Consider the following 21139-nt stretch of genomic DNA (forward strand, 5'->3'; position numbering starts at 1 on the left):
GTGGGGAAAACCTTGGGCGATCCGCCGAAGCGGCGCGCGGGCGGTTCCGGTTGGCTGTGGAGCGATGACGGTGGGAGGAGACACGTTCATGCTGCCGACGGCGGAGTTGCACATTCACATCGAGGGCACCTTGGAGCCCGAGATGCTGGTCCGCCTGGCGGCGCGCAACGGGGTGAAGCTGCCGACCACGGACATCGACGAGCTGCGCGCCCGGTACCGGTTCACCGACCTGCAGTCGTTCCTCGACCTGTACTACGCGAACCTGCCGGTGCTGCGCACCGAACAGGACTTCTACGACCTCACCAGCGCATACCTGGTGCGCGCCGCGCAGGCAGGCGTGCGGCGCGCCGAGATCTTCTTCGACCCGCAGACCCACCTGCGCAACGGCGTGCCGCTGGAGGCGGTGTTCGCGGGTCTCTCCGGCGCGTTGGACGACGCCCGCGACATCTCGACCGATCTGATCCTGTGCTTCCTGCGGGACCTCGGCGCGGATGCCGCGGAGGAGACGTTCCGGGCCGCGTTGCCGTTCCGCGACCGGTTCATCGGCGTGGGCCTGGACTCCGCCGAGGTCGGCCACCCGCCGTCGCTGTTCCGCGAGGTGTACCGGATGGCGGCGGCCGAGGGGCTGCACCGCGTCGCGCACGCCGGCGAGGAAGGCGGGCCCGACTACGTGTGGGAGGCGCTCGACGTGCTCGGCGTCGAGCGGATCGACCACGGCATCCGTGCGATGGAGGACGCGAAGCTGGTGCGGCGGCTGCGCGAGGAGCAGGTGCCGCTCACCGTCTGCCCGCTGTCCAATGTGGCCCTGCGGGTGGTGGGCGAGCTGGCCGATCACGTCCTGCCCGCGATGCTCGACGAGGGCCTGCTCGTCTGCGTCAACAGCGACGACCCCGCCTACTTCGGCGGTTACGTCGACGACAACTTCGCGGCGCTGCGCAGCGAACTCGGCCTGGACGACCAGCAGCTCGCGACGCTGGCCCGCAACTCGTTCGACGCCTGCTTCGCCCCGGCGGAGCAGAAGGCCCGCTGGAAGGCGGAGGTGACCGCATGACGCATCGGCTGGACGGCATCAGGGTCTGGGACGGCACCCGGGACGTCGGGGTCAGCGACCTGGCGTGGGCGCCGGACCGCATCGAGGAGGTCACCCCCGCCACCGAGGAGCGCTGGCCGGAGTTGTGCGTGCTGCCGGGCCTGGTGGACACGCACGTCCACCTGCTCGGCTTCGCCGGCGAGGGCGACGGCGGCACCGACACGTTCACCTTCCCGCTGGTCACCACGCGCGAGGAGCAGACGCTGCACGCGGCCGCGAACGCGCAGAAGGCGATGCGCCGGGGCGTCACGACGCTGCGGGACCTCGCGGGCGACCAGGCGCAGGCCGCGGCGCGGCGGGCGTTCGAACTCGGCATCATGCCGGGGCCTCGATTGCTGGTCAGCGGCCCGGTCGGGATGACCGCCGGCCACGGCGACCTGTTCGTCCCGCCCGCGGTGAAGGAGCGGGCGCCGCTGGCCGACAGTCCCGACGAGTGCCGCAAGCTGGTGCGCACCTGGGCGCGGGCCGGGCTCACCGGTATCAAGATCTTCACCAGCGGCGGGGTGCTGTCGATCGGCGACAAGGTCGGCTGGCGCAACCACACCCGCGAGGAGCTCCGGGCGACCATCGACGAGGCGCACGCGCTGGGCATGCTCGTGTCCGCGCACGCGCACTCGGAGATCGGCATCCAGATCGCCCTGGAGGAAGGCGCGGACTCCATCGAGCACGGCACCGAGCTCACCGCGGAGCAGGCGGAGGTCCTGGCCGCGCGCGGGACGCCGGTCGGGCCGACGCTGCTGATCAACGAGATCATCGCGCGGGGCAAGGCCGCCGCGAGCGCGGAGGCCCGGGACAAGGCCGCCGAGCTGGTCGCCCGCCGCGACGAGCTGTTCCGGGCCGCGGCGCGCGCCGGGGTGCGGTTCGTGCTCGCCACCGACGCCAGCGGCTACTTCGTCGAGTTCGGCGACCAGCTGACCGAGGTGGTCCGGATGACCGAGGTCCTCGGCTTCGACGCGGAGACCGCGCTGCGCGCGGCCACGTCCGACGCCGCCGCCTCGATGGGCCTCGGGAACGTCACGGGGCGGATCGCGTCGGGCCTGGGCGCGGACTTCATCGTCCTGCGCGGCCGGCCCTGGGAGCGGGCGGCCGACCTGGCGCCGGAGAACATCGTCGCGGTCGTCTGCCGCGGCGTCCTCGTCGCCGGGCAACTCCCGGCCTGACCGCACGGGCTCGTGAGTGCCGAAGCCGGTTCTTGCCGGAAATAGCACTCACGAACCTCGTGCGACTAGGCCGTGCCCGTTGCGGGCTGGTTGTTCTCGGCGACGTCCAGGCAGGTGAGCGCGAGGTAGAGGTCGACGCGGTCGCGCATCGAGGACAGGCTTCGGCCCGTCAGCTGCTCGATGCGCTGGATCCGGTACCGGAGCGTGTTCACGTGCACGTGGAGCTCCTCGGCGGAGCGCTGCCACGAACCGCAGGATTCGAGGAACGACGTGAGGGTGCCGATCAGGTCCGAGCCGTGCACGGCGTCGTAGTCGGCCAGCGGCGTGAGCATGTGGTGCCGGAACGAGCGGCGCAGCCGGGCCGGCAACGCCGACAGCAGGACGGCGTGCGAATCGACCTTCGACCCGGACACCACCACCGGCGCCCGGCCGGGCCCGTGGCCCCGCGCGGAACGCAGCCGCCGGCGGGCGATCTCCAGCGCCGAACCCAGGTCGCTGACGCTGGCGGTCCGCTCGCTCACTCCCGCCAGCAGCCGGTTCCGGCCGGGCAGTTCGGCCGCCGACAGCTCGGCGGCCACGCCGTCGAGGTGCTCGGCCGCACCGTTGACCAGCAGCACGGTCTTGTCGTCGTCGGCGTGCACGAGGAGGCGGCGGCCAGGGGCCGCCAGCAGGTCGGCGAGGTTCTCCGCCAGGCCGTCGCCGGGGCCGGCCGAGGCCGCGACCACGACCGTCGGGAGGTGCGGGTCGGCGCCGAGCATCCGCAGGTGCGCCGACACCTCGCCGGGCGCCGCGGTGTCCGAGCCGAGCACGCCGACGAGGTCGGCGATCTGCCGCTGCCGCAGGGAAAGCCGCTGCTTCTCCGCCAGCACGGTCTCGCAGACCGGGGTGAACGACCGGTCCTCGGCGATCACCAGCAGCGGCAGGCCGAGCTCGGCGCACGCGGCCACCAGGCCCGCGGGCATCGCCCTGGTGACGAGCAGCCCGACGACCAGCCCGGCCGCCCGGCTGCGCGCCAGCGCGGCGGCGAACGGCCGGCTGTCGGCGGGCTCGCGGTACCAGAGGCAGCTGGTGAGCACGAGGTCACCGGGGAGCAGGAACCGGCTCGGATCCGGCAGGTCCGTCACGTAGGCGCGGCGCACCTCGCCGGTGAGCCCGGCGGCGCCCGCTTCCACGACGGACAACCCGAGGTCGAACTCGTGCACCAGCTCGCGCAGCCTCATCGTCTCTCCTCAACTCCGGTCGGTCGCCGAGGTAGCACATCATGGAGCCCGTGGTCCGCGCCAAGGCCGGGTCGGCTCCGGCGGGCCGTCGCGAGTCCGTTGTGGACGGTGTTGAACAGCCGGTGACGGGCCCGGTACGCCGCGCGATGCTCAGGTCTCGTGGGCGGCGAGGACGTGGTCCCGGGCGCCCTCGACGTGGGCCGTGATCACGCGTCGCAGCGCTTGCGCATCGCGAGCCCGGAGGGCGTCGACCATCGTCTGGTGTTCGTCGTCGATGCGCTTCAGGTCGCGCCCGGAGCGGACCCAACGGCGGCTGTAGGGCTCGACGAGGTGCAGCAGCTGGTCGATGAAGCGCAGCGCCAGCCGCCGCTCGGACATCTCGTAGATCTGGCGGTGGAACTGGTAGTTGAGGGACGCGCGGCCCGCCGCGTCCGCGCCCTTCTCGCGCATCTGATCGGACATGGCCTGCAGCTCGTCGACGTCGCGTTCGCGGCAGCCGCGCACGATCTCCTCGGCCAGGTGCGGTTCGAGCCGGAGGCGCAGCTCGAAGAGCTCGGTGATGTCGTCGCGGCTGAGCTCGGCGACGATCATGCCGCGCTGCGGCTGCACCTCGATGAGGCCTTCGGCGGCCAGGGCGTGCAGCGCCTCGCGCAGCGGGATGCGGCTGACCTCAAGCTCGCCGGCCAGTTGTTCCTGGACCAGGCGGGTGCCGGGGAGGAGCTCGCCGCCCCGGATGGATTTCCGCAGCCGCGCGGCGATCACCTCGGCGCTGTTGCTGGTCCGGGCTGCACGAGTCACCGCGCCAGGATACTCATTGCCCTCTCCGCAGCGACTGTATACATTCGCTGCGGATCAATTCGAAGGGAAGGTTCCCGGATGTCCGGTGACGTCGACGTCGCAATCATCGGCGGCGGATTGCTCGGGCTGGCAACGGCGAGGGCGGTGCTGCGCGCGCATCCTGATGCCTCCGTGACCGTCCTGGAGAAGGAATCGCGGTGGGGCGCCCACCAGTCCGGGCACAACAGCAACGTGATCCACAGCGGCCTGTACTACGCGCCGGGCAGCCTCAAGGCTCGACTGGCCCGCGCCGGCGGCGAAGCGATGATCCGCTACTGCGACGAGCACGGCGTGCCGGTCAAGCGCACCGGCAAGATCGTGGTCGCCACGGCCGAGGAGCAGCTGCCGCGGATGGACGCGCTCGAAGCCCGGGGCCGGGAGAACGGCGTCACGGTGCAGCGGTTGAGCCGCGGCGAGATCGCCGAGCGGGAACCGCACGTCGCCGGTGTCGGCGCGCTGGCGGTCGCCGACACCGCCATGACCGACTTCGGCCAGGTGTGCCGCGCCTTCGCGGCCGAGCTCGCCGGGCTCGGCGCCGACCTGCGCACGAACTCGCCGGCGCGGTCGTTCGCCGCCGCCGGCGACCGGACCGTCGTCCACACCCCCACCGGCGAGGTGCGGGCGCGGATCATCGTCAACTGCGCCGGCCTGCACAGCGACAAGATCGCCGAGGCCACCGGGCACCGGCCGCCGGTGCGGATCATGCCCTTCCGCGGCGAGTACGCCGAGATCCGCCCGGCCCGGCGCGGCCTGATCAACAACCCGGTCTACCCGGTGCCCGACCCGGATCTGCCGTTCCTCGGCGTGCACGTGACGCCGATGCTCGACGGCACCGTGCACGTCGGCCCCAACGCCGTGCCCGCCCTGGCGCGGCAGGGCTACCGGTGGCGCGACGTCGACCCGCGCATGCTGCGCGAACTGCTGCTCGACCCCGCGCTGCGCGGGCTCGCCCGGCGCTACTGGCGGTACGGCCTCGCGGAAATCGGCCGCTCGCTGGTCTGGCCGCTGTTCGTCCGCGAAGTCCGCCGGATGATCCCGGAGATCAACGGCGAGGACCTGCGCAGGCACGGCAGCGGCGTGCGAGCGCAGGCCGTCAAGCCCACCGGCGAACTGGTCGACGACTTCGTCATCAGCCACACCCCGCGCGCGATCCACGTGCTCAACGCCCCGTCCCCCGCGGCGACGTCGAGCCTGCTCATCGGCAGCCACATCGCCGCCGAAGCCTTCGACCGGCTCGGGCTGGCCGACCTCGCCCGGGACGTGCGCGAGTCCCCGACCGGCATCTGACCGCGAATCCCTTGCGGCGCAACCGCGTCGGTCAACGTGTGACCGCTGCACCACCGGGGACCGCCGCCTGGACGAGTGCGTGGGAGCCGCTGGTCCGCCAGGCATCGCCGGTGCCGTCCAGCGCGGCGGCTGCCGCGTCGTCCAGGCCCACCACGACCTCCGATTTCAGGACGCGCAACGCGACCACCGGGGACGGGAAGTGGCCGACGACGTCGGCGAACGGCGTGGTGGCCGGCCAGTACCGGTCGCCGACGAGGCGCCGGTAGTTCAGGTCGCCCTTCATGATGGTGACCGACGCGGACGCGAGCTCGGCGCGCAGATCGGCGGGCATGGCGCGGTAGTCCAGTGGCGCGCAGAAGAACGGATGGGCGCGCACCTCGATCCGCCCGTCCCGCAGGCCGTCCCAGATCCGCCGCCCGACCGTGCCCGCCTCCCCGGTGAGGCCCACCAGGTGGCGCAGGACGCCGACGACGTCGGCGGGCGTGGCGTCGGAGACGTAGTACGGCGTCGGCTTGACGTGCAGGACGACGCGGGCCGCGCGGCCGGTCGCCAGCAGGTGATCGGTCAGCACCAGGTCGGCGGCCAGCTCGCCGGCGGAGTTGTCGGCGACGAGGTGGACCGGGCCCGGCTCGCCGAACAGCGACCAGAACACCTCGCTGTCGCCGGTCACCAACCCGGCCGCAGCGCCCTCGGCGCCCGCCGACATCCGGAACGCGAGATCGGCCTGGTTTCCCCACACCGCCGCCCGCACCACGGTGTCATCGCGATCCGCCTCGCTCAGCCCCGGCAACGCGTCCAGCGCCGCCAGCGCCTCGGCGGTGCCGGCGCTGCGGAGCTCCGCTTCCTTCATCGGAGCGAACGGATCGATCCCGCACCACGGCCCGGGCTCGAAGTAGCCGACGGCCGCGAGCAGCCTGCGGAAGAAGTAGCTCTCCGCCCACAGGAACGAGCAGTCCGACCACGGCCTGCCCAGCCGGTCCGCCGCCCAGGCCGCCCAAACGCCGTGGTCGGGTGCGTCATCGCCGAGCGGCTCGACCACTCCCCCGGTCGTTTCGCGCAGGAGCTCCGCCAGCCTGTCCCGCACGTCCGCCCCGTAGGGGAACGCGGCGCACAGCTGCTCGATCATCGCCGGATGGCGTTCGTGGAACACCTTCCAGGCGAACGAACCCGGCATCCCGATCGTGATCAACGGCGCTTCCGGTCCCACTACTGCTCCCGTCTCGTGCCCGTCCACCCGCCGAAGCCTACGCATGCGGCGCAAGTGTCCACATCAGACGTCCGCGTCGCGCGTTCGGGGGCAACCTGCGGGTTCCCGCCGACACGACCCGCGCCGCCGCCGAATGCTCCGACTCACGTTGTCACGCGCAACGATCCGCACGCCGGAGAGCTGGGGAGCGCGGCCGTGGTCGGCCCGCGGCTGTACATCTCGGCAAGCAGCAATCTCGCGCGGTACCGGGCCGAGGAGATCTTGAAGCAGCTGCGCGAGCCGGGCGTGCCGGCCGGGCGCGGCCCCGTCACGTCCCAGCGGCGGCCGCCTCGCGGCGCCGAGTGGTGGGTTGGCCGACCGCGAGCGGGGCCAGTGCGGCGAGGACGCACAGTGCGCCGACCGGGATCAGGTCGAGCGACACGACCGGCAGGATCGATCCGACCAGGATGAGCGCGGGGCACCACCACGCGACCGCCTTCGCCCTGGCCAGCATGATCGCCAAGGCCAGCAGCCCGACGTACAGCAACGGCGGCCCGACCACGTAGAAGACGACGCGCGCACCTGGGATGGCGCTGACCTCAGCGCTGATCGCGCGCATCCCGGCCTTGTCCGTCGCCAGCAGTCCGGCCACGACGTCGATCACGAACTGAACGACCGAAGTGCCCACGCCGACGAACGTGACGACGGCCCAGAAGGTCCGGCCTCGGGTCGCCAGCTCGCGTCGCAGCGCCAGGACCGCGGGGACGAACAGCGCGAGGCCGACGAGATTCACGAGGTGGGCGAGCTGCCAGTCGAGACCCGGGCCGTACTGCCCGTCCATCCTCCCGACGAGGCGAACGACACCGTACCCGGCGAAGCACAGCGGTGCCGCGATCAGACATGCACGTGCGAACGTCATGCACCGACACTGGCCCGGGCCGGCCTCGTGGACATCAGGGCTTTCCCCGAACAGACCCGGGGACTCACCGAGGCCACGACACGCCGACGGCTGTGGACAACCGACCTCGGCTGTGGACAACTTCCGCAATTTCAATGGAAATCGGACCTTCGATTTCCATTGAAATTGCGGGCCGACCGGTGCCGTCCGGGGCGCGGTAGGCGGCCGGGTGGTGGCCGGGTGGCGATTCTGCGCACTGCCTAGCCGATCTCGGCTGCCGATGCCGCCGTGGCTCCGGTCGGGGTGGTGAATCCCGCTAGCAGTCGCGTCGGCTTGCCGCCCGGGACCGCGATCGTCGTGGTTCGCTCGCCTTGGCCGTCCACTTCGATCTCCTGGTCCGCCAGGACCGCTCCGTCGGCGTCCACCGCGAACAGGTGGACCTTCCCCGGGCCGTTCGCCTCCAGGCTCGCGTGGATCTCGCCTCCGTCGGCTCGCGCGCTCGTGAGCCGGGTCGCCGAATCGCCCGCCGGCGGGGCACCGCCCAGCGAGGTGTTCAGGCGGAGGGCTTGCTCGACGGACCCCAGTGAGTCCACCGAGGACAGCGCGTCCAGCGGGAGCACCGGGGCCGGTGGCGGGGCCGGGTCTCCCGCGGGCCGGTCTTGGAGGAGCGCGTGGCCCCAGCGGTACGGGTCGCCCTGCACGCCGCCCCAGGTGGACCAGCCGATCCGGGACTGGCCGGTGAGGTCCTGGGTGTCCGAGTCGTACACCAGGACGTTCAGGCCCAGGCGCCGGGGATCGACCGATCCCGGCAGGTCCTGCAGCGGAATCGCCACCTCGACCGCGTAACCCCCTTCGCGGGGCTTCGACGCGAGCTCCACGCCCGGTGCGGTCTCCTCGCCCGGACCCTGGTGGTTGTCCGCATCCCTTGCGTAGCAAGGATTTCCGGCCCCGCCGGTGGACGGCAGGACCGCCACCTTGAACGTGCTCGACGTGTTCTCCGAATCCGCCTTCGGGTCGACGGTGATCTCGACCGCGTCGGTGCGCCAGTGCCGCTTGCAGTCCTCCGGAGCCAGCAACGCACCCTGCTCGTCGTCCACGACGTCGACCAGTGCGTACAGCTTGTCGCCGCGCCAGGACAGCCTTGCCGTGGCGGCGCAATCCGCAGCCGAGCACTGCTCGCCCTCCCACAGCGCGGATACGTCGAGCGGCGCGCCCGGGTACTCCTGCGGTCCGGCTTCGCCGTCCACCACCGGTTCCGAGCCCGCCTGCGGGATCGTCGTGGCAGGCACCAGTTCGAGGGCCGCGGTGGTCTCGCTCGTCGTCGCGTCGTCGGTGCGGGCGGTCAAGGTGTAGGCGTGGTCGCCGCCCTGCATTCCGGTGGGCGTCCCGGGGTCGGTGCCGCGCACCTCGTACGTGAGCGACGCGGTTTGACCGGGGCCGACTTCCTCGAACCGCTGCTCCGCGTTCGGCACGTCGAATCCCGGCGGCGGCGCGAACCGGACCGCACCAGAACGGGGCTGCGCGCTGTAGTTGCGGACGATCACCTGAACGTCGCGCTCGCCGAGCGCCGGAACGGTCTGGACCGGCGGGACCTTGTTCTCCAGCAGGGGGAATCGCGCTTGCTCCGTCCACCGCTGGAACTCCGCGACACCCGGCAGCGGCGCCTGCTCCGCCACCACCGGTGGCACGACGTCGAACCGCAGCTCGCTCTCCGCGCGTCCCTGCGGGGTTTCGATCCGCACCGGGACCGGCACGCGCGCGGCGGCGTGCCGCGGCGGCGCGGTCACGGTGAAGTCGACTCGCGCGGTCGCTCCCGGTTCGATCGTCCCGTGCGCGCCGTCGCCCCGGGCTTCCCACCCCGGCGGCAGATCCAGCGCGACCCGGCCCGCTTGCAGCGCCGTTTCCGCCGGTGCCGTCACCTCGACGCCGACCTGCGTGCGCTCGCCCGGAGTGATCCGCTGGCGCTCCGCGGTCGCGGCCAGCCCGGTGCCGACCGGGAGGCCACCGGGAATCGGCAGCAACGCGCCGAGCAGCGGCGCGTCCGCGCCTTGCGCACCCGGCGCGTGCGGCGCGCGGTTGGCGATCTCGGTGAGGTGATCGCAGCCGATCTGCGCGGGATCGGCCGGGATCTCCGGCCGTCCGGCCCAGCCCTGGCTCCTGTACTCGCGTTCGGCGGCGCGTTCCCGCTGCTCCCAGTTGATGCCGCCGGCGATCCCGTGCACGTAGTACTCGGGTCCGGGCGAATCCGCCGGGGCGGTGCGCTTCTCGCAGTCCGGTCCCTGGACCTCCTCCTCCGCCCCGGCCGCGTTCGACAACACCCGGCGCACCGACCAAGGCGCCAAGCCCTCGTCGTCGACCTGCTCGGGGAACGCCGCGGGGTCGGCGGCCTGGCGGTACGCCTCGAGCGCGAGCCGTGCGGCGTACTGGTGGTTGCCGTGGTTTCCCGGCGTGGGCGCGGGATCCATGGTGACGACGACCTCGGGCCTGGTCTGGCGCACGACGCGGACGAGCTTCGCGAGCACGTCGTCGTGGTGCCAGGCCTGTTCGGTCAGCGGGGCGCTCACCGTGTAGTACAGATCGGGCTCGTCCAGGTTGTACACGTCCGTGACGCCGAGGCCGCCGACCGCGTGCCGCTCCTCCCCTTCGCGCAGCAGGCCCAGGGCCGGTCCCTCCTCCGGCCCGACCGCGTTGCCGCCGCCTTCACCTCGGGTGATGGTCACGACGCCGGTGCGCACCTGGTGGTCGTGGCGCCACCGGCCGAACGTCGACAGCAGCGATGCCTCGTCATCCGGGTGCGCGCCGACGAACAGGACGTCCAGGTCCTGGGCGGGATCCGGCTGCGCGGAGCCGGGCGGCGCCAGCACCCCGGCACCCAGCGCAGCCGTCAGCACGACAACCGAACCAGCACGAACCGATGGCACCGAACCACTCCTCAGCCGAGATGATCACGCGACGCCGAGGATGGCACGGACGCCCTTGCCGTGCACCCGAAAACACGCCGCAGCGCAGCGCGTCTCACGCTTCAGGACGGCCAGGCGTCCACCTTCGTCGCGTTGTCGCCGAAGACGAACGGGCTCGGCTCGCACTCGGCGATGAAGTCGCCGGGGAAACCGAGCCGGAACTCCACCGCGGCATCGAGCTCTTCGACCGCCTCGGCGGGCAGGACGACGTCGGCCGCGCCGACGTTCTCGACGATCTGCTCGACGCTGCTGGCGCCGACGATGGGCAGCACCGCCCGGGATTTGCTGCGGGTCCAGGCGATCGCCACCTGGGCCGGCCGGACGCCCAGTTCGCCGGCGACCTTGCGGACTGCGTCGGCCGCCGCGCGGTCCCGTTCGGTGAGCGCGGCGGGATCGACTCGCCGGCCCACCGCGCCGGAGAGCACGCCCGCCGCGAGCGGCGCCCACGTCGTCACGCTCATCCCGAACGCCTCCGCCATCGGCAGGAGCTCCCGCTCGATGTCCCGGTTCAGCAGGTTGTAGGGCACCTGCAGGCCCGCGAACGGCGTCCAGTCCCGCCACTGCGCGAGCGTGTTCGCGCGGCTGACGACCCACGCCGGCGCGTCGGACACCCCGATGTGGAGGATCTTCCCCGCTCGCACGGCGTCGTCCAGGGCGCGCATGGTCTCCTCCACCGGTGTGTGGCGGTCCCAGATGTGCACCCAGTAGATGTCGATGTAGTCGGTGCGCAGGCGGCGGAGGCTCTGCTCCAGCGACAGCACGAGGTTCTTGCGGTGGTTACCGGCGGCGTTGGGATCGGCGGCATCCCGCGACAACGTGTACTTCGTGCCGATGACGAAGCGGTCGCGCCGGTCGACGACCGTGCCGAGGATGCTCTCGCTCTCGCCGTAGGCCGAGGCGGTGTCGAGGACGTTGCCGCCCGCATCGGCGTAGGCGTCGATGATGCGCCGGCACTCGTGCGCATCGTCGATGACCATGGTGCCGAGGACGAGTTCGGAAACGCGCAGGCCGGTTCGGCCGAACAGGCGGTATCGCATCGTCACACCACCTCCGTGCCGACCGCCGCACGACGGGCGCGGGTTCGGCTTCGGAGGTTCTCGATGCGGGTGGAAGCACTCATGCCCACCAGGCTGTTACGTACCGGCTGCGAGAGGGAGGCCCTGTCGGGGCCCGTCTCCTGGCCGATCCGCTTCCACCGCGCGCCCGGCCACCTAGACTCGGGCGCGTGACCGACAAAGCGCTGGGCAAATTCCTGCGAGCCCGACGGGAGGCGACCGCACCGCCCGAGGCCGGGCCGTCGCTCGGAACGCGCCGCACCCCGGGCTTGCGCCGGTCCGAGCTGGCCGCGCTCGCGGGCATCAGCGTCGAGTACCTGACGCGCCTGGAACGCGGCAGCGACCGCAGGCCATCCGGGCAGGTGCTCGGCTCGCTCGCCGATGCCCTGCACCTCTCGCCCGAGGAACGCGTGCACCTGCACCGCCTGGTCAAGCTCAGCGACGGAGCTGTGTGCCCGCAGGCGACCGCGCCCGTGCGCTCGTTGCGCCCCACCCTGCGCGCCCTGCTCGACCGGTTGGAGCCCGGCCCCGCGTTCATCGTCGACTCGCAATCCGACATCCTCGCCCACACCGAGGGATTCCGGCTGCTCGCGACGCCGATCGGCATCCTCGACACCGACCCGCCGAACCTCGCGCGGTTCGTGTTCACCGACGCCAGGGCGCGCACGACGTTCCCGGAATGGGATCGTGTCGCGGACGAGCAGGCCGCGGCATTGCGCGCGGCGACCGATCTCGGCGATCTGATGCCGGCGGCGCTGGCCGACGAGCTGTCGGTGACGGCGGGCGCGGAGTTCAGCCGCCGATTCGGGAGCGCAGCGACCCTCCCGCCCTCGACCGGCGTCGAACGGTGGGCACACCCCATCGCCGGTGAGATTCGCCTGGCCTACGAAAGTCTCGCCGTCCCAGGCCCTGACGATCACCGCCTGGTCGTCCACCTCCCAGCCGACGCGGCAACCGCCGAGGCGCTCGAAGCCCTGCGCGCTGGTCACCTGGCTCCGGCAACCGGCTAGCTGACAGCGGATGTGAAGCCGCCGAGCGCCTGGATCGCTGACGTCAGTCCCGCGCGGCGGTGCGCCGCAGCAGCACCAGCGTCGACGCCAGCAGCGCCGCCGCCACGACCGCTTGCGCGAACGCGAAAACACCCCAGGAACCGACGAGCTGACCGTCGGACCAGAAAGCACCGCCGAGGTAGGTGAACTGCGGCCCGAGCAGCAGCGAACCGAGCAGGAGCAGCAGTTCCGGGCCGAGGTACGCGGCGACCGTCGCGGCGACGAACGTCCGCTGCGATTCGTCGCCGGGCTCGGTCAGCGCGGTGACCGAGCACAGGCCGCCGATGGCCACCACGGGCAGCAGCGCCGCCAACGCGCCGACACCGGCCATCACGGTCATGCTGCCGTATTCGTACGGGATCCCGGCGAAGAGCATGACGAACTGCGCGGCGGCCGCCCCGACCACGACGTAGGCGAGCGGGCGCCGGCTGGGCGACACGAAGCGAGCCCGCCGCGGCACCGCGTCGAACGGAGCCCACCGCATGACCAGCAGGACGGTGAAGGCGATCACCGCGAAGAACTCCAGCCACACCCACACATCGGCCTCGGCGTGGATCGAGGCGAGCGCGTCCACGAGGCAGTAGCCCGCGTTCGCGACGACCAGCCCCGCGCCGATCACGCTCCGCCCGCCGGGACGCTCCATGAGCACGAGCCCGGCGAAGAGCAGGGCGAACCGGATCAGGAAGTACGCGAGCCCGAGGAAGCTGGACGCGGCGATCATGCCGGTGGACACGAACAGCGTGGTCGCCGTGACGGCCGCGGCGGCCGCGAAGAGGACCTTCGAGCTGCGCACCCAGCCGGGAGCCCGGACCCGGCTCCGCCAGTCGCCCTCGACCGGTGGTGGCGCACTGCGCGCCCGGGACCATTCGAGCACCGCCGCCATCCTGGTCGACAGGTCGCCGACGCCCGGCGGGCCGACCGAATTCCGCAATTCCGCCGCCAGCGCGGACAACGGCGCGCTCGCCGCGCTGGCGGCGACGACGCTCAGCGCGTGCGGCAGCCGCCCGCACAGCTCGATCAGCTCGTCGGCAGCCTGCCGCTCGGCCGCCGACCGGTCGTCGCCCAGCCGGCGGGCCAGCAGCTCGCGAGCCTCGTCCGCGCCGAGCGGGTCCAGGGTGATCGAGCGGGCACCTTCGGCGATCAGTCCGGTCAGCTGGTTCCGGCTGGTCACCACGACGAACGCGGTAGAACCGCCGGGCAGCAGCGGGCGCACCTGCTCGGCGTCGCGGACGTCGTCGAGCACCACCAGGACCCGCCGGTCCGCCAGCAGCGTGCGGTACCGGGCGGCCTGCGCCGCCGGGTCCGACGGGATCTCGTCGTCCCCCAGCGCTTTCAGGAATCTCCGCAGCACGTCGCCCGGCCGCACCGGCCAGTCGGACGCGTCGGAACCCCGCATGTTCGCGTACAGCTGGCCGTCGGGGAACCGCTCGGCCACCTGGTTCGCCCAGTGCACGGCCAACGCGGTCTTGCCGATGCCCGCCGTCGCCTCGACCGCCGAGATCACCACCACGCGGGCGGATTCCGCCAGCGCCGCGTTCAACGCCGCTGTCTCGTCCGCCTGCCCGGCGAACGACGCGACAGCCGACGGCAGCTGCCGTGGCACCACCGGATCCCGTTGCCGCCCACCGAAGTGGACGCCGCCGTAGACGTTGCCGACCTGAGCGACCGGCCCGTTCACGGTGCCGCTCTGCTCGTTGTTGGTCTCGCCCTCATCGCCCACGAGCCACCCACCCCATCCCACCAGGCCCAATGCGACGTTCCGCCGACGATCTTAGCGCCGTGGCGATGGCCTGCGAGCGGAATCCCGCACCATGCGGGCGGATCAGCGTCGTGCGGCGACGAAAGCCTCGAACTCGGCCCGCTGCTGCGGGGTCATCACGTCCTTGGGGACGACCATGGCCTGCGCCTTGCCGAACATCACGTACCAGGCCTCGGGGGTCTCCACCGCGCGATCGAGCCCCGCCCACCGGCACCGCGACTCGACCAGCGGGTAGGCGACGTGCATCCACTCGTCGTCCAGCGTCAGGCGGTACCCGTGCTGGATGGCGGCGGCCTGGGTGCGCATCCCCACCGCGACCATGATCGGCCCGATCGCGAACACCACCGCCAGCCCGCCGGCGACGGCCGCATACCCGACCGCCGAGGAGGTGTCCAGCACGACGAGGACCACACCGAGGAAGGCGAGCACCCCGCCCAGGATGCGGGTGAGGAGCACGTAAGGACGGGACAGGAACCGGATCGTGCGCCGCAGGCGGTGCACGTCGTGGGGAACCTCCAGGGACATCTGCACCGACGCATCTTAGACTTGCGACCCGCCCGCACCGTCCACAATGTCCTCGCCGCGAACGGAACCGGGCCGCAACCGCTCCCGCCGGACGGGTCTCGGCCGCCGCGCCGTCATCCGGCCGTCACCTTTCGTCCCCTTTCGTCGATCAGGCTGTCGATCACGCACCCCCGATCGGAGCACTATGACCTCGACACGCCCCGGGTTCGACCGGCGCACCTTCCTGCAACTCACCGGCGTCGCCTCCGCGACGGTGGCGCTGGGGATCGCGGCGCCCGACGCCGCCGGGGCCACCCCGGGCCGCCCGCTGCGCGACGGCGCCTTCTCCCTCGGCGTCGCCTCCGGCGACCCCCGCCCGGACGGGGTGGTGCTGTGGACCCGGTTGGCGCCCGAGCCGCTCGCGGCCGACGGGCACGGCGGGATGCCATTGCACCAGGTCCCGGTGCAGTACGAGGTCGCCGAGGACGAGCGGTTCCGCCGGATCGCCCGCCGCGGCACGGTCATCGCCTCCCCCGAACTCGCGCACTCCGTGCATCCCGAGGTCCGCGGCCTGCAACCCGGCCGGGAGTACTTCTACCGGTTCCGGGTCGGCGCGCAGCTCAGCCCGGCGGGCCGCACCCGGACGCTGCCGGCGCCCGGCCGGCGCACCGGCTCGTTCAGCTTCGCGACGGGCTCCTGCCAGGCCTGGTACCACGGCCACTTCGCCGCCCACCGGCACCTCGCCGGCGAGGACCTGGACGCGGTGTTCTTCCTCGGCGACTACATCTACGAGTACGGAATCACCGAGAGCAACCTGTGGCGGCGCGGCGCTCCCGCCCTGGGCCCGGAGCACCGCGTCGAGATCGAGACGCTGGAGCAGTACCGGCTGCGCTACGCGCTGCACAAGAGCGACCCGCACCTGCAGGCCGCGCACGCCGCCGCCCCGTGGCTGGTGACCTGGGACGACCACGAGGTGCAGAACGACTACACCGCCGACCGCTCGAAGTACGGCATCTCCCCGGAGCACTTCGAGCACCGCCGCGCGGTGGCCTACCGGGCGTTCTACGAGAACCTGCCGCTGTCGCTGGCGGCCCTGCCCAACGGCCCCGACGGCCGGGTCCACCGGCGGTTCGACGTCGGGTCGCTGGCCCGGATCAACATGCTGGACACCCGCCAGTTCCGCGACTCCCTCGAGCTGCCCGCCCAGCAGCGGTCGATGCTGGGCGGCGAGCAGGAGCGGTGGCTCTACGACGGCATGGCCGGATCGCCCGCGACGTGGAACGTGATCGCCAACGGCGTCACCGTCACGGCGATCACCGAGGACCGCACCGACCAGTGGGACGGCTTCCCCGCCGCGCGGGGCCGGCTGATCGAGGCGATGCGGCGCACCAGCAACCCGGTGGTGCTCACCGGCGACATCCACAAGCATGTCGCCGCCGAGCTCAAGGCCGACTTCGCCGACCCGGCCTCGCGCACCGTCGGGGTGGAGCTGATCTGCACCTCGATCGCCTCCGACGGGGACGGCGCGCCGACCGACAAGTACACCGCGGACTGGTTGCAGCACCCCTACGTCAAGCTCTACGACGGGCGCCGCGGGTACGTGCACTGCCGGATGACGCCGGAGGAGCTCGTGTCCGAGTTCAAGATCGTCCCGTGGGTGCAGGCGGACGCAACCGCGCCGATCGAGACCGTCGCCCGCTTCAGCACTCCCGCCGGCAGCCCCGGCCTGCACAGGAAGGCCTGACTCCGATGGGCGCACCCTTCCCACCCGCCGTCACCGGCCTGCGCGGCCGGGGCGAGCTCGCCCGGATCGTCGTCGACTGGACGCCGGTTCCGTGGCACACCGTGGTCGACCACTACGCGGTGCACGGCGCACCCGGCTCCGGCGTGCGGATCTCACCGGAGACCCTGCTGGCCAAGACCGTCTACCCGCACTTCGAGCACGAGGGGCTCGGCGGCGACGCGCAGCGCTGGACGTACCGGGTGGTGACGGTCGGCGCCGCCGGCTCGCGTTCCCGGCCGTCCGCGCCGATCCCGGTCACCAGCCGCGAGTCGGTGAGCGCGTCGGGGATCCCGCTGGTCGTCGTCGGCGACTTCGACGGCAAGGGGCTCGAGTTCGCGCTGTCCCCGGACGGGTACTCGCGGTATCCCGCCACGTTCCCGGACGGCGTCGACTTCCGCCCCGGAACCGATGACCCGCGCAAGGCATGGAGCTACCTGCAGCCCGGCCCCGCCGACTCCTGGGCCGGCCGGCGCGACCACCGGTTCCGGCTCCGCTTCGACCTCGCCGCCGCGCCCACCACCGGCGTGGACCTGGCGCTGTGGCTCATCGACAGCCACGCGACGATCCCCGGTTCCGCGGTGCTCGGCATCAACGGGACCACCGTCGACCGGCTGGTCTTCGCGGGCGGCGCGACGAAGGGTTCGACGCTGGGCGACAGCACCGCCGCCGGATCGCCGCTGAAGCCGTCCTACCTGGAGCGGCCGCTGCCGGCCGAGCTCTTCCGCGCCGGGGAGAACGTCCTCGAACTGCACAAGGACGAGGGCTCCTGGATCGCCTACGACGCGATCGGGGTGTTCGCCCGGCGCGGCTGATGTCGCAGGCTGCGCCCCGGGGCCATCGCCGCGGGGCGCCGACGACCGGTTACCGTACGTTGCGGTTCGCGCAGGAGACCTGCACCTCAGCGGCGGGATGGTATCGGTCGAGATGAGCTCGGTTCACGTGGCGTCCCCCGGATTTCGGCCGGGCAGTAGCCATACCGGACATAAGCGTCACATCGGCATCAAACGGTCGTTTTTCACCTTTTCGGGCGTAACGGCACGAAGGCTTGACAACAGAACGTGTTCGCGTTCACCCTTTCGTGCCATGAACCTGTCCGACAGCCGGGCAGCCGGACATGGCGTCCGGCGAGTCGGCGCGATGGAGGCGGTCCTCGAGACCCTCCGCGACGCCATCGAGCGAGGCGAGTACTCGGTGGGCGACAAGCTGCCCGCCGAGGCCGGCCTCAGCAAGGAGTTCGAGGTCAGCCGGTCGGTCGTCCGGGAGGCCCTGCGCGCCCTGCAGGCCCTCGGGCTCACGGCGTCGAAGACCGGCAAGGGCACGTTCGTGGTGTCGAACCGGCCGGTCGAGAACCCCGTGTTCGGCCACTACTCGGCGCGCGACCTCCTCGAAGCGCGCCGGCACGTCGAGGTCCCGGCCGCGGGCTACGCCGCGCGCCGGCACACCTCGGACCACCTGGACACGCTCACCGAGCTGGTGGAGCGGATGGAGCAGGAGACCGACAACACCGCCTGGGTGGCGCTGGACTCGCTGTTCCACATCACCATCGCCCAGGCATCGGGCAACCCGGTCTTCGCGAAGGTCATCGAGGAGATCCGGGACGCGCTGGCGAAGCAGTCGACGCTGCTGAACCAGCTCGGTGACCGGCGCCCGGCGTCCAACGTCGAGCACCGGCTGCTCCTGGAGGCGATCGGCGTCCGCGACGAGAACGCCGCGGCCGCGGCGATGACCCATCACCTGACCCACGTCGAAAGCACGCTCAGCAACATCGTCGGGTCCGCCGCTACCGCGGTGCCCGCAGCTGATGAGAACGGGGATAGCTGAATCCAATGACCGACCAGACCCTGCAGCCGTCGCAGCGTGGCGACGGCCCGGCCGACGCCGGCGACGCTGGTTACAGCAAGTCGCTGAAGGCGCGGCACATCAACATGATCGCCATCGGCGGCGCGATCGGCACCGGGCTGTTCCTCGGCGCCGGTGGCCGGCTCGCGCAGGCCGGCCCGTCGCTGGCGATCGCCTACGCGGTGTGCGGGTTGTTCGCGTTCTTCGTCGTGCGCTCGCTCGGCGAGCTGATCCTGCACCGGCCCTCCTCCGGCTCCTTCGTCTCCTACGCCCGCGAGTTCATGGGCGAGAAGGGCGCCTACACGGCGGGCTGGATGCACTTCCTGAACTGGTCCACCACGGGCATCGCCGACATCACGGCGATCGCGCTGTACGTGCACTACTGGTCGGCGTTCACCCCGATCCCGCAATGGGTGCTGGCGCTCATCGCGCTGGCGATCGTGCTGACCCTGAACCTGGTGTCGGTCAAGCTGTTCGGCGAGCTGGAGTTCTGGTTCGCCATCATCAAGGTCGCCGCGCTGGTGCTGTTCATGTTCGTCGGGATCTTCCTGCTGGTCACCCAGCATCCGATCGACGGCACCCTGCCCGGCCCGCAGCTGATCACCGACAACGGCGGGATCTTCCCGGCCGGCGTGATCCCGCTGGTCCTGATCATGCAGGGCGTGGTCTTCGCCTACGCCTCCGTCGAGCTGGTCGGCGTCGCCGCCGGTGAGACCGAGAACCCCGAGAAGATCATGCCGAAGGCGATCAACTCGATCATGTGGCGGATCGGCCTGTTCTACGTCGGCTCGGTCGTGCTGCTGGCGATGCTCATGCCGTGGGGCGCCTACAGCAAGAGCGAAAGCCCGTTCGTCACCGTCCTTTCGCACATCGGCGTGCCCTACGCCGGCGACGTGATGAACCTGGTGGTGCTCACCGCCGCGATGTCCAGCCTGAACTCGGGCCTGTACTCCACCGGCCGCATCCTGCGGTCGATGTCGATGGCCGGTTCCGCACCGAAGTTCACCGCCGTGATGAACAAGAACCAGGTGCCCTACGGCGGCATCATGCTGACCGCCGCCGTCTGCGTGATCGGCGTCGGGCTGAACTACGTGGTGCCCGCCGAGGCGTTCGAGATCGTGCTGAACTTCGCCTCCATCGGCATCCTCGCCACCTGGGCCATCATCGTGGTCTGCCACCTGCTGTTCGTCCGCAAGGCGCAGCGCGGCGAGCTGACCCGGCCGAGCTACCGGCTGCCGTTCTCGCCGTACACCGAGATCGTCACGCTGGTGTTCCTCGCGTCGGTGGTGGTCCTGATGGCCTTCGACGAGATCGGCCGGATCACGCTGATGGCCCTGCCGGTGATCATCATCGCGCTGGTCATCGGCTGGTTCCGGGTCCGCGGCAAGATCGACACCTCGGTGCTCGAAAAGACCGACGCATGACCCGCACCCCGCCGGTCGGCGTCCCCGCGCACGTGCCGCTGGTGCACGTGCTGCGGGACGGCCTCGTCGAGAGCGTCCACCACGGCTCGGTCGTGGTGGTCGCTCCCGACGGCTCGATCCTGTTCCAGGCCGGCGACGCCGAAACGGCCTGCTACCCGCGTTCGGCGGCCAAGCCGATGCAGGCGGTCGCCATGGTCCGGCTCGGCCTTTCGCTGCCGCCGGACCTGCTGGCGCTCACGGCCGCCAGCCACTCCGGGGAGCAGATCCACCTCGCCGGCGCGCTGCGGGTGCTGGAGTCGGGCGGGTCGACCGAGGCCGACCTGGGCAACCCGGCCGACCTGCCCTTCGACCCGGCCGAGCGGGAGGCCTGGATCGCCGCGGGCCGCCCGGCGAGCAGGCTGGCGCACAACTGCTCGGGCAAGCACGCGTCGATGCTGCACGTCAGCCGCCGGCAGGGCTGGTCCACATCGGACTACCTGGATCCAGCGCACCCGCTGCAGCGCGAGATCGCGTCCACCGTGGAGGAGCTGACCGGGCAGCGGATCGCGAACGTGGCCGTCGACGGCTGCGGCGCGCCGCTGTTCGCCGTCTCGCTGCGCGGCCTGGCCACCGCGGCCGGGCGCATCGCCAGCGCGCCTGCCGACAGCCCGGAAGGCACCGTCGCGCACGCATTCCGGGCGCACCCGGAGATGGTGGCCGGTTCCCGCCGGGACACCACGGCGCTGATGGCGGCGGTGCCCGGCCTGATCGCCAAGGACGGCTTCGAAGCGGTGCAGATCGCCGCGCTGCCCGACGGCACCGCGATCGCCCTCAAGATCGCCGACGGCTCCGACCGCGCTCGCCTCCCGGCGACCATCGCGGCGCTGGAGATCGCGGGCGTCGACCCGGGCCTGCCGGCCCGGTTCACCAGCGACGGCCTGACCGTCACCGACGCCCTGAAGAACTGACAGCGCAAAGGGGTGTGGCCGCCGGAGGACCCCGCGGGGACACCCCCCCCTTTGTCCCGGTCAACATCCAACACTGTTTGGGCAAAAGTGGGTGGTGGGGTTCCACCAGGGGGGGGAGGACTTCTCTGTCCGCCCCCGCTT

The 21139-nt window shown here is 71.9% G+C and carries 17 protein-coding genes; 9 read left to right on the plus strand and 8 right to left on the minus strand.

Annotated elements, in window-relative coordinates:
- The first annotated feature begins 64 nt into the window (after window positions 1–64).
- Window positions 65–1051, plus strand: coding sequence for an adenosine deaminase (locus tag AC07EQ_RS32760; RefSeq protein WP_478391702.1), 987 nt, complete (start codon window positions 65–67; stop codon window positions 1049–1051).
- Window positions 1048–2250 (plus strand): amidohydrolase family protein, encoded by a 1203-nt coding sequence (locus AC07EQ_RS32765; RefSeq protein WP_478391703.1) that lies wholly within the window; start codon window positions 1048–1050, stop codon window positions 2248–2250. The genes AC07EQ_RS32760 and AC07EQ_RS32765 overlap by 4 nt, the downstream gene beginning before the upstream one ends.
- A gap of 65 nt (window positions 2251–2315) precedes the next feature.
- Here AC07EQ_RS32765 and AC07EQ_RS32770 read toward each other — a convergent pair whose 3' ends face one another.
- Entirely contained in the window at window positions 2316–3470 is a 1155-nt protein-coding gene (locus tag AC07EQ_RS32770) for a PucR family transcriptional regulator (RefSeq protein ID WP_478391704.1), read from the minus strand.
- Window positions 3471–3620: 150 nt separating this feature from the next.
- The gene (locus tag AC07EQ_RS32775; protein WP_478391705.1) at window positions 3621–4268 is read right to left on the minus strand and encodes a GntR family transcriptional regulator; all 648 of its coding nucleotides are present in this window, start codon (window positions 4266–4268) and stop codon (window positions 3621–3623) included.
- Between the two features lie 78 nt (window positions 4269–4346).
- On the opposite strand from AC07EQ_RS32775, the gene lhgO reads away from it, so the two are divergent.
- Window positions 4347–5594 carry an L-2-hydroxyglutarate oxidase gene (gene lhgO, locus AC07EQ_RS32780; protein WP_478391706.1) on the plus strand — a complete coding sequence of 416 codons (1248 nt, stop codon included), beginning with the start codon at window positions 4347–4349 and terminating at the stop codon, window positions 5592–5594.
- 31 nt (window positions 5595–5625) lie between these two features.
- Here lhgO and AC07EQ_RS32785 read toward each other — a convergent pair whose 3' ends face one another.
- The 4 genes from AC07EQ_RS32785 to AC07EQ_RS32800 all read right to left on the minus strand — a co-directional run bounded on the left by AC07EQ_RS32785 (window position 5626) and on the right by AC07EQ_RS32800 (window position 11675).
- Window positions 5626–6846 (minus strand): damage-control phosphatase ARMT1 family protein, encoded by a 1221-nt coding sequence (locus AC07EQ_RS32785; RefSeq protein WP_478391707.1) that lies wholly within the window; start codon window positions 6844–6846, stop codon window positions 5626–5628.
- 262 nt (window positions 6847–7108) lie between these two features.
- Window positions 7109–7699: a hypothetical protein gene (locus AC07EQ_RS32790; RefSeq protein ID WP_478391708.1), complete on the minus strand. Its 591-nt coding sequence runs from the start codon at window positions 7697–7699 to the stop codon at window positions 7109–7111.
- Between the two features lie 239 nt (window positions 7700–7938).
- The gene (locus tag AC07EQ_RS32795; RefSeq protein WP_478391709.1) at window positions 7939–10599 is read right to left on the minus strand and encodes a sugar-binding protein; all 2661 of its coding nucleotides are present in this window, start codon (window positions 10597–10599) and stop codon (window positions 7939–7941) included.
- A gap of 101 nt (window positions 10600–10700) precedes the next feature.
- On the minus strand, window positions 10701–11675 hold the full coding sequence (locus AC07EQ_RS32800) for an aldo/keto reductase (RefSeq protein WP_478391710.1): 975 nt from the start codon (window positions 11673–11675) through the stop codon (window positions 10701–10703).
- A 188-nt stretch (window positions 11676–11863) separates the two neighbouring features.
- Between AC07EQ_RS32800 and AC07EQ_RS32805 the strand changes: the two genes are divergently transcribed.
- A complete protein-coding gene (locus tag AC07EQ_RS32805) occupies window positions 11864–12703 on the plus strand; it encodes a helix-turn-helix domain-containing protein (protein WP_478391711.1) in 840 nt (279 codons plus the stop codon).
- A 43-nt stretch (window positions 12704–12746) separates the two neighbouring features.
- Here the strand turns inward: AC07EQ_RS32805 and AC07EQ_RS32810 are convergent, their stop codons facing one another.
- On the minus strand, window positions 12747–14462 hold the full coding sequence (locus tag AC07EQ_RS32810; RefSeq protein ID WP_478391712.1) for an NB-ARC domain-containing protein: 1716 nt from the start codon (window positions 14460–14462) through the stop codon (window positions 12747–12749).
- Between the two features lie 102 nt (window positions 14463–14564).
- Window positions 14565–15026 carry a YcxB family protein gene (locus tag AC07EQ_RS32815; protein ID WP_478391768.1) on the minus strand — a complete coding sequence of 154 codons (462 nt, stop codon included), beginning with the start codon at window positions 15024–15026 and terminating at the stop codon, window positions 14565–14567.
- Window positions 15027–15210: 184 nt separating this feature from the next.
- Here AC07EQ_RS32815 and AC07EQ_RS32820 point away from each other — a divergent pair, with 184 nt between their 5' ends.
- The 5 genes from AC07EQ_RS32820 (at window position 15211) to AC07EQ_RS32840 (ending at window position 20998) form a co-directional block, all read left to right on the plus strand.
- Window positions 15211–16749: an alkaline phosphatase D family protein gene (locus AC07EQ_RS32820; RefSeq protein ID WP_478391713.1), complete on the plus strand. Its 1539-nt coding sequence runs from the start codon at window positions 15211–15213 to the stop codon at window positions 16747–16749.
- Window positions 16750–16754: 5 nt separating this feature from the next.
- Window positions 16755–17600, plus strand: coding sequence for a polysaccharide lyase family protein (locus tag AC07EQ_RS32825; RefSeq protein WP_478391714.1), 846 nt, complete (start codon window positions 16755–16757; stop codon window positions 17598–17600).
- 325 nt (window positions 17601–17925) lie between these two features.
- Entirely contained in the window at window positions 17926–18609 is a 684-nt protein-coding gene (locus tag AC07EQ_RS32830; RefSeq protein ID WP_478391769.1) for a FadR/GntR family transcriptional regulator, read from the plus strand.
- Window positions 18610–18614: 5 nt separating this feature from the next.
- Window positions 18615–20051 (plus strand): amino acid permease, encoded by a 1437-nt coding sequence (locus AC07EQ_RS32835; protein WP_478391715.1) that lies wholly within the window; start codon window positions 18615–18617, stop codon window positions 20049–20051.
- The gene (locus AC07EQ_RS32840; RefSeq protein WP_478391716.1) at window positions 20048–20998 is read left to right on the plus strand and encodes an asparaginase; all 951 of its coding nucleotides are present in this window, start codon (window positions 20048–20050) and stop codon (window positions 20996–20998) included. Before AC07EQ_RS32835 ends, AC07EQ_RS32840 begins: the two co-directional genes overlap by 4 nt.
- Window positions 20999–21139 lie beyond the last annotated feature (141 nt).

This window comes from Saccharopolyspora sp. NPDC045839 (genome assembly GCF_056431645.1).

Bases quoted from the DNA above. Each gene is read 5' to 3' on its own strand.
- AC07EQ_RS32760 (WP_478391702.1), top strand. From the start codon at position 65: ATGACGGTGGGAGGAGACACGTTCATGCTGCCGACGGCGGAGTTGCAC.
- AC07EQ_RS32765 (WP_478391703.1), top strand. From the start codon at position 1,048: ATGACGCATCGGCTGGACGGCATCAGGGTCTGGGACGGCACCCGGGAC.
- AC07EQ_RS32770 (WP_478391704.1), bottom strand. From the start codon at position 3,470: ATGAGGCTGCGCGAGCTGGTGCACGAGTTCGACCTCGGGTTGTCCGTC.
- lhgO (WP_478391706.1), top strand. From the start codon at position 4,347: ATGTCCGGTGACGTCGACGTCGCAATCATCGGCGGCGGATTGCTCGGG.
- AC07EQ_RS32785 (WP_478391707.1), bottom strand. From the start codon at position 6,846: ATGCGTAGGCTTCGGCGGGTGGACGGGCACGAGACGGGAGCAGTAGTG.
- AC07EQ_RS32790 (WP_478391708.1), bottom strand. From the start codon at position 7,699: ATGACGTTCGCACGTGCATGTCTGATCGCGGCACCGCTGTGCTTCGCC.
- AC07EQ_RS32800 (WP_478391710.1), bottom strand. From the start codon at position 11,675: ATGCGATACCGCCTGTTCGGCCGAACCGGCCTGCGCGTTTCCGAACTC.
- AC07EQ_RS32815 (WP_478391768.1), bottom strand. From the start codon at position 15,026: ATGTCCCTGGAGGTTCCCCACGACGTGCACCGCCTGCGGCGCACGATC.
- AC07EQ_RS32820 (WP_478391713.1), top strand. From the start codon at position 15,211: ATGACCTCGACACGCCCCGGGTTCGACCGGCGCACCTTCCTGCAACTC.
- AC07EQ_RS32825 (WP_478391714.1), top strand. From the start codon at position 16,755: ATGGGCGCACCCTTCCCACCCGCCGTCACCGGCCTGCGCGGCCGGGGC.
- AC07EQ_RS32830 (WP_478391769.1), top strand. From the start codon at position 17,926: ATGGAGGCGGTCCTCGAGACCCTCCGCGACGCCATCGAGCGAGGCGAG.
- AC07EQ_RS32835 (WP_478391715.1), top strand. From the start codon at position 18,615: ATGACCGACCAGACCCTGCAGCCGTCGCAGCGTGGCGACGGCCCGGCC.
- AC07EQ_RS32840 (WP_478391716.1), top strand. From the start codon at position 20,048: ATGACCCGCACCCCGCCGGTCGGCGTCCCCGCGCACGTGCCGCTGGTG.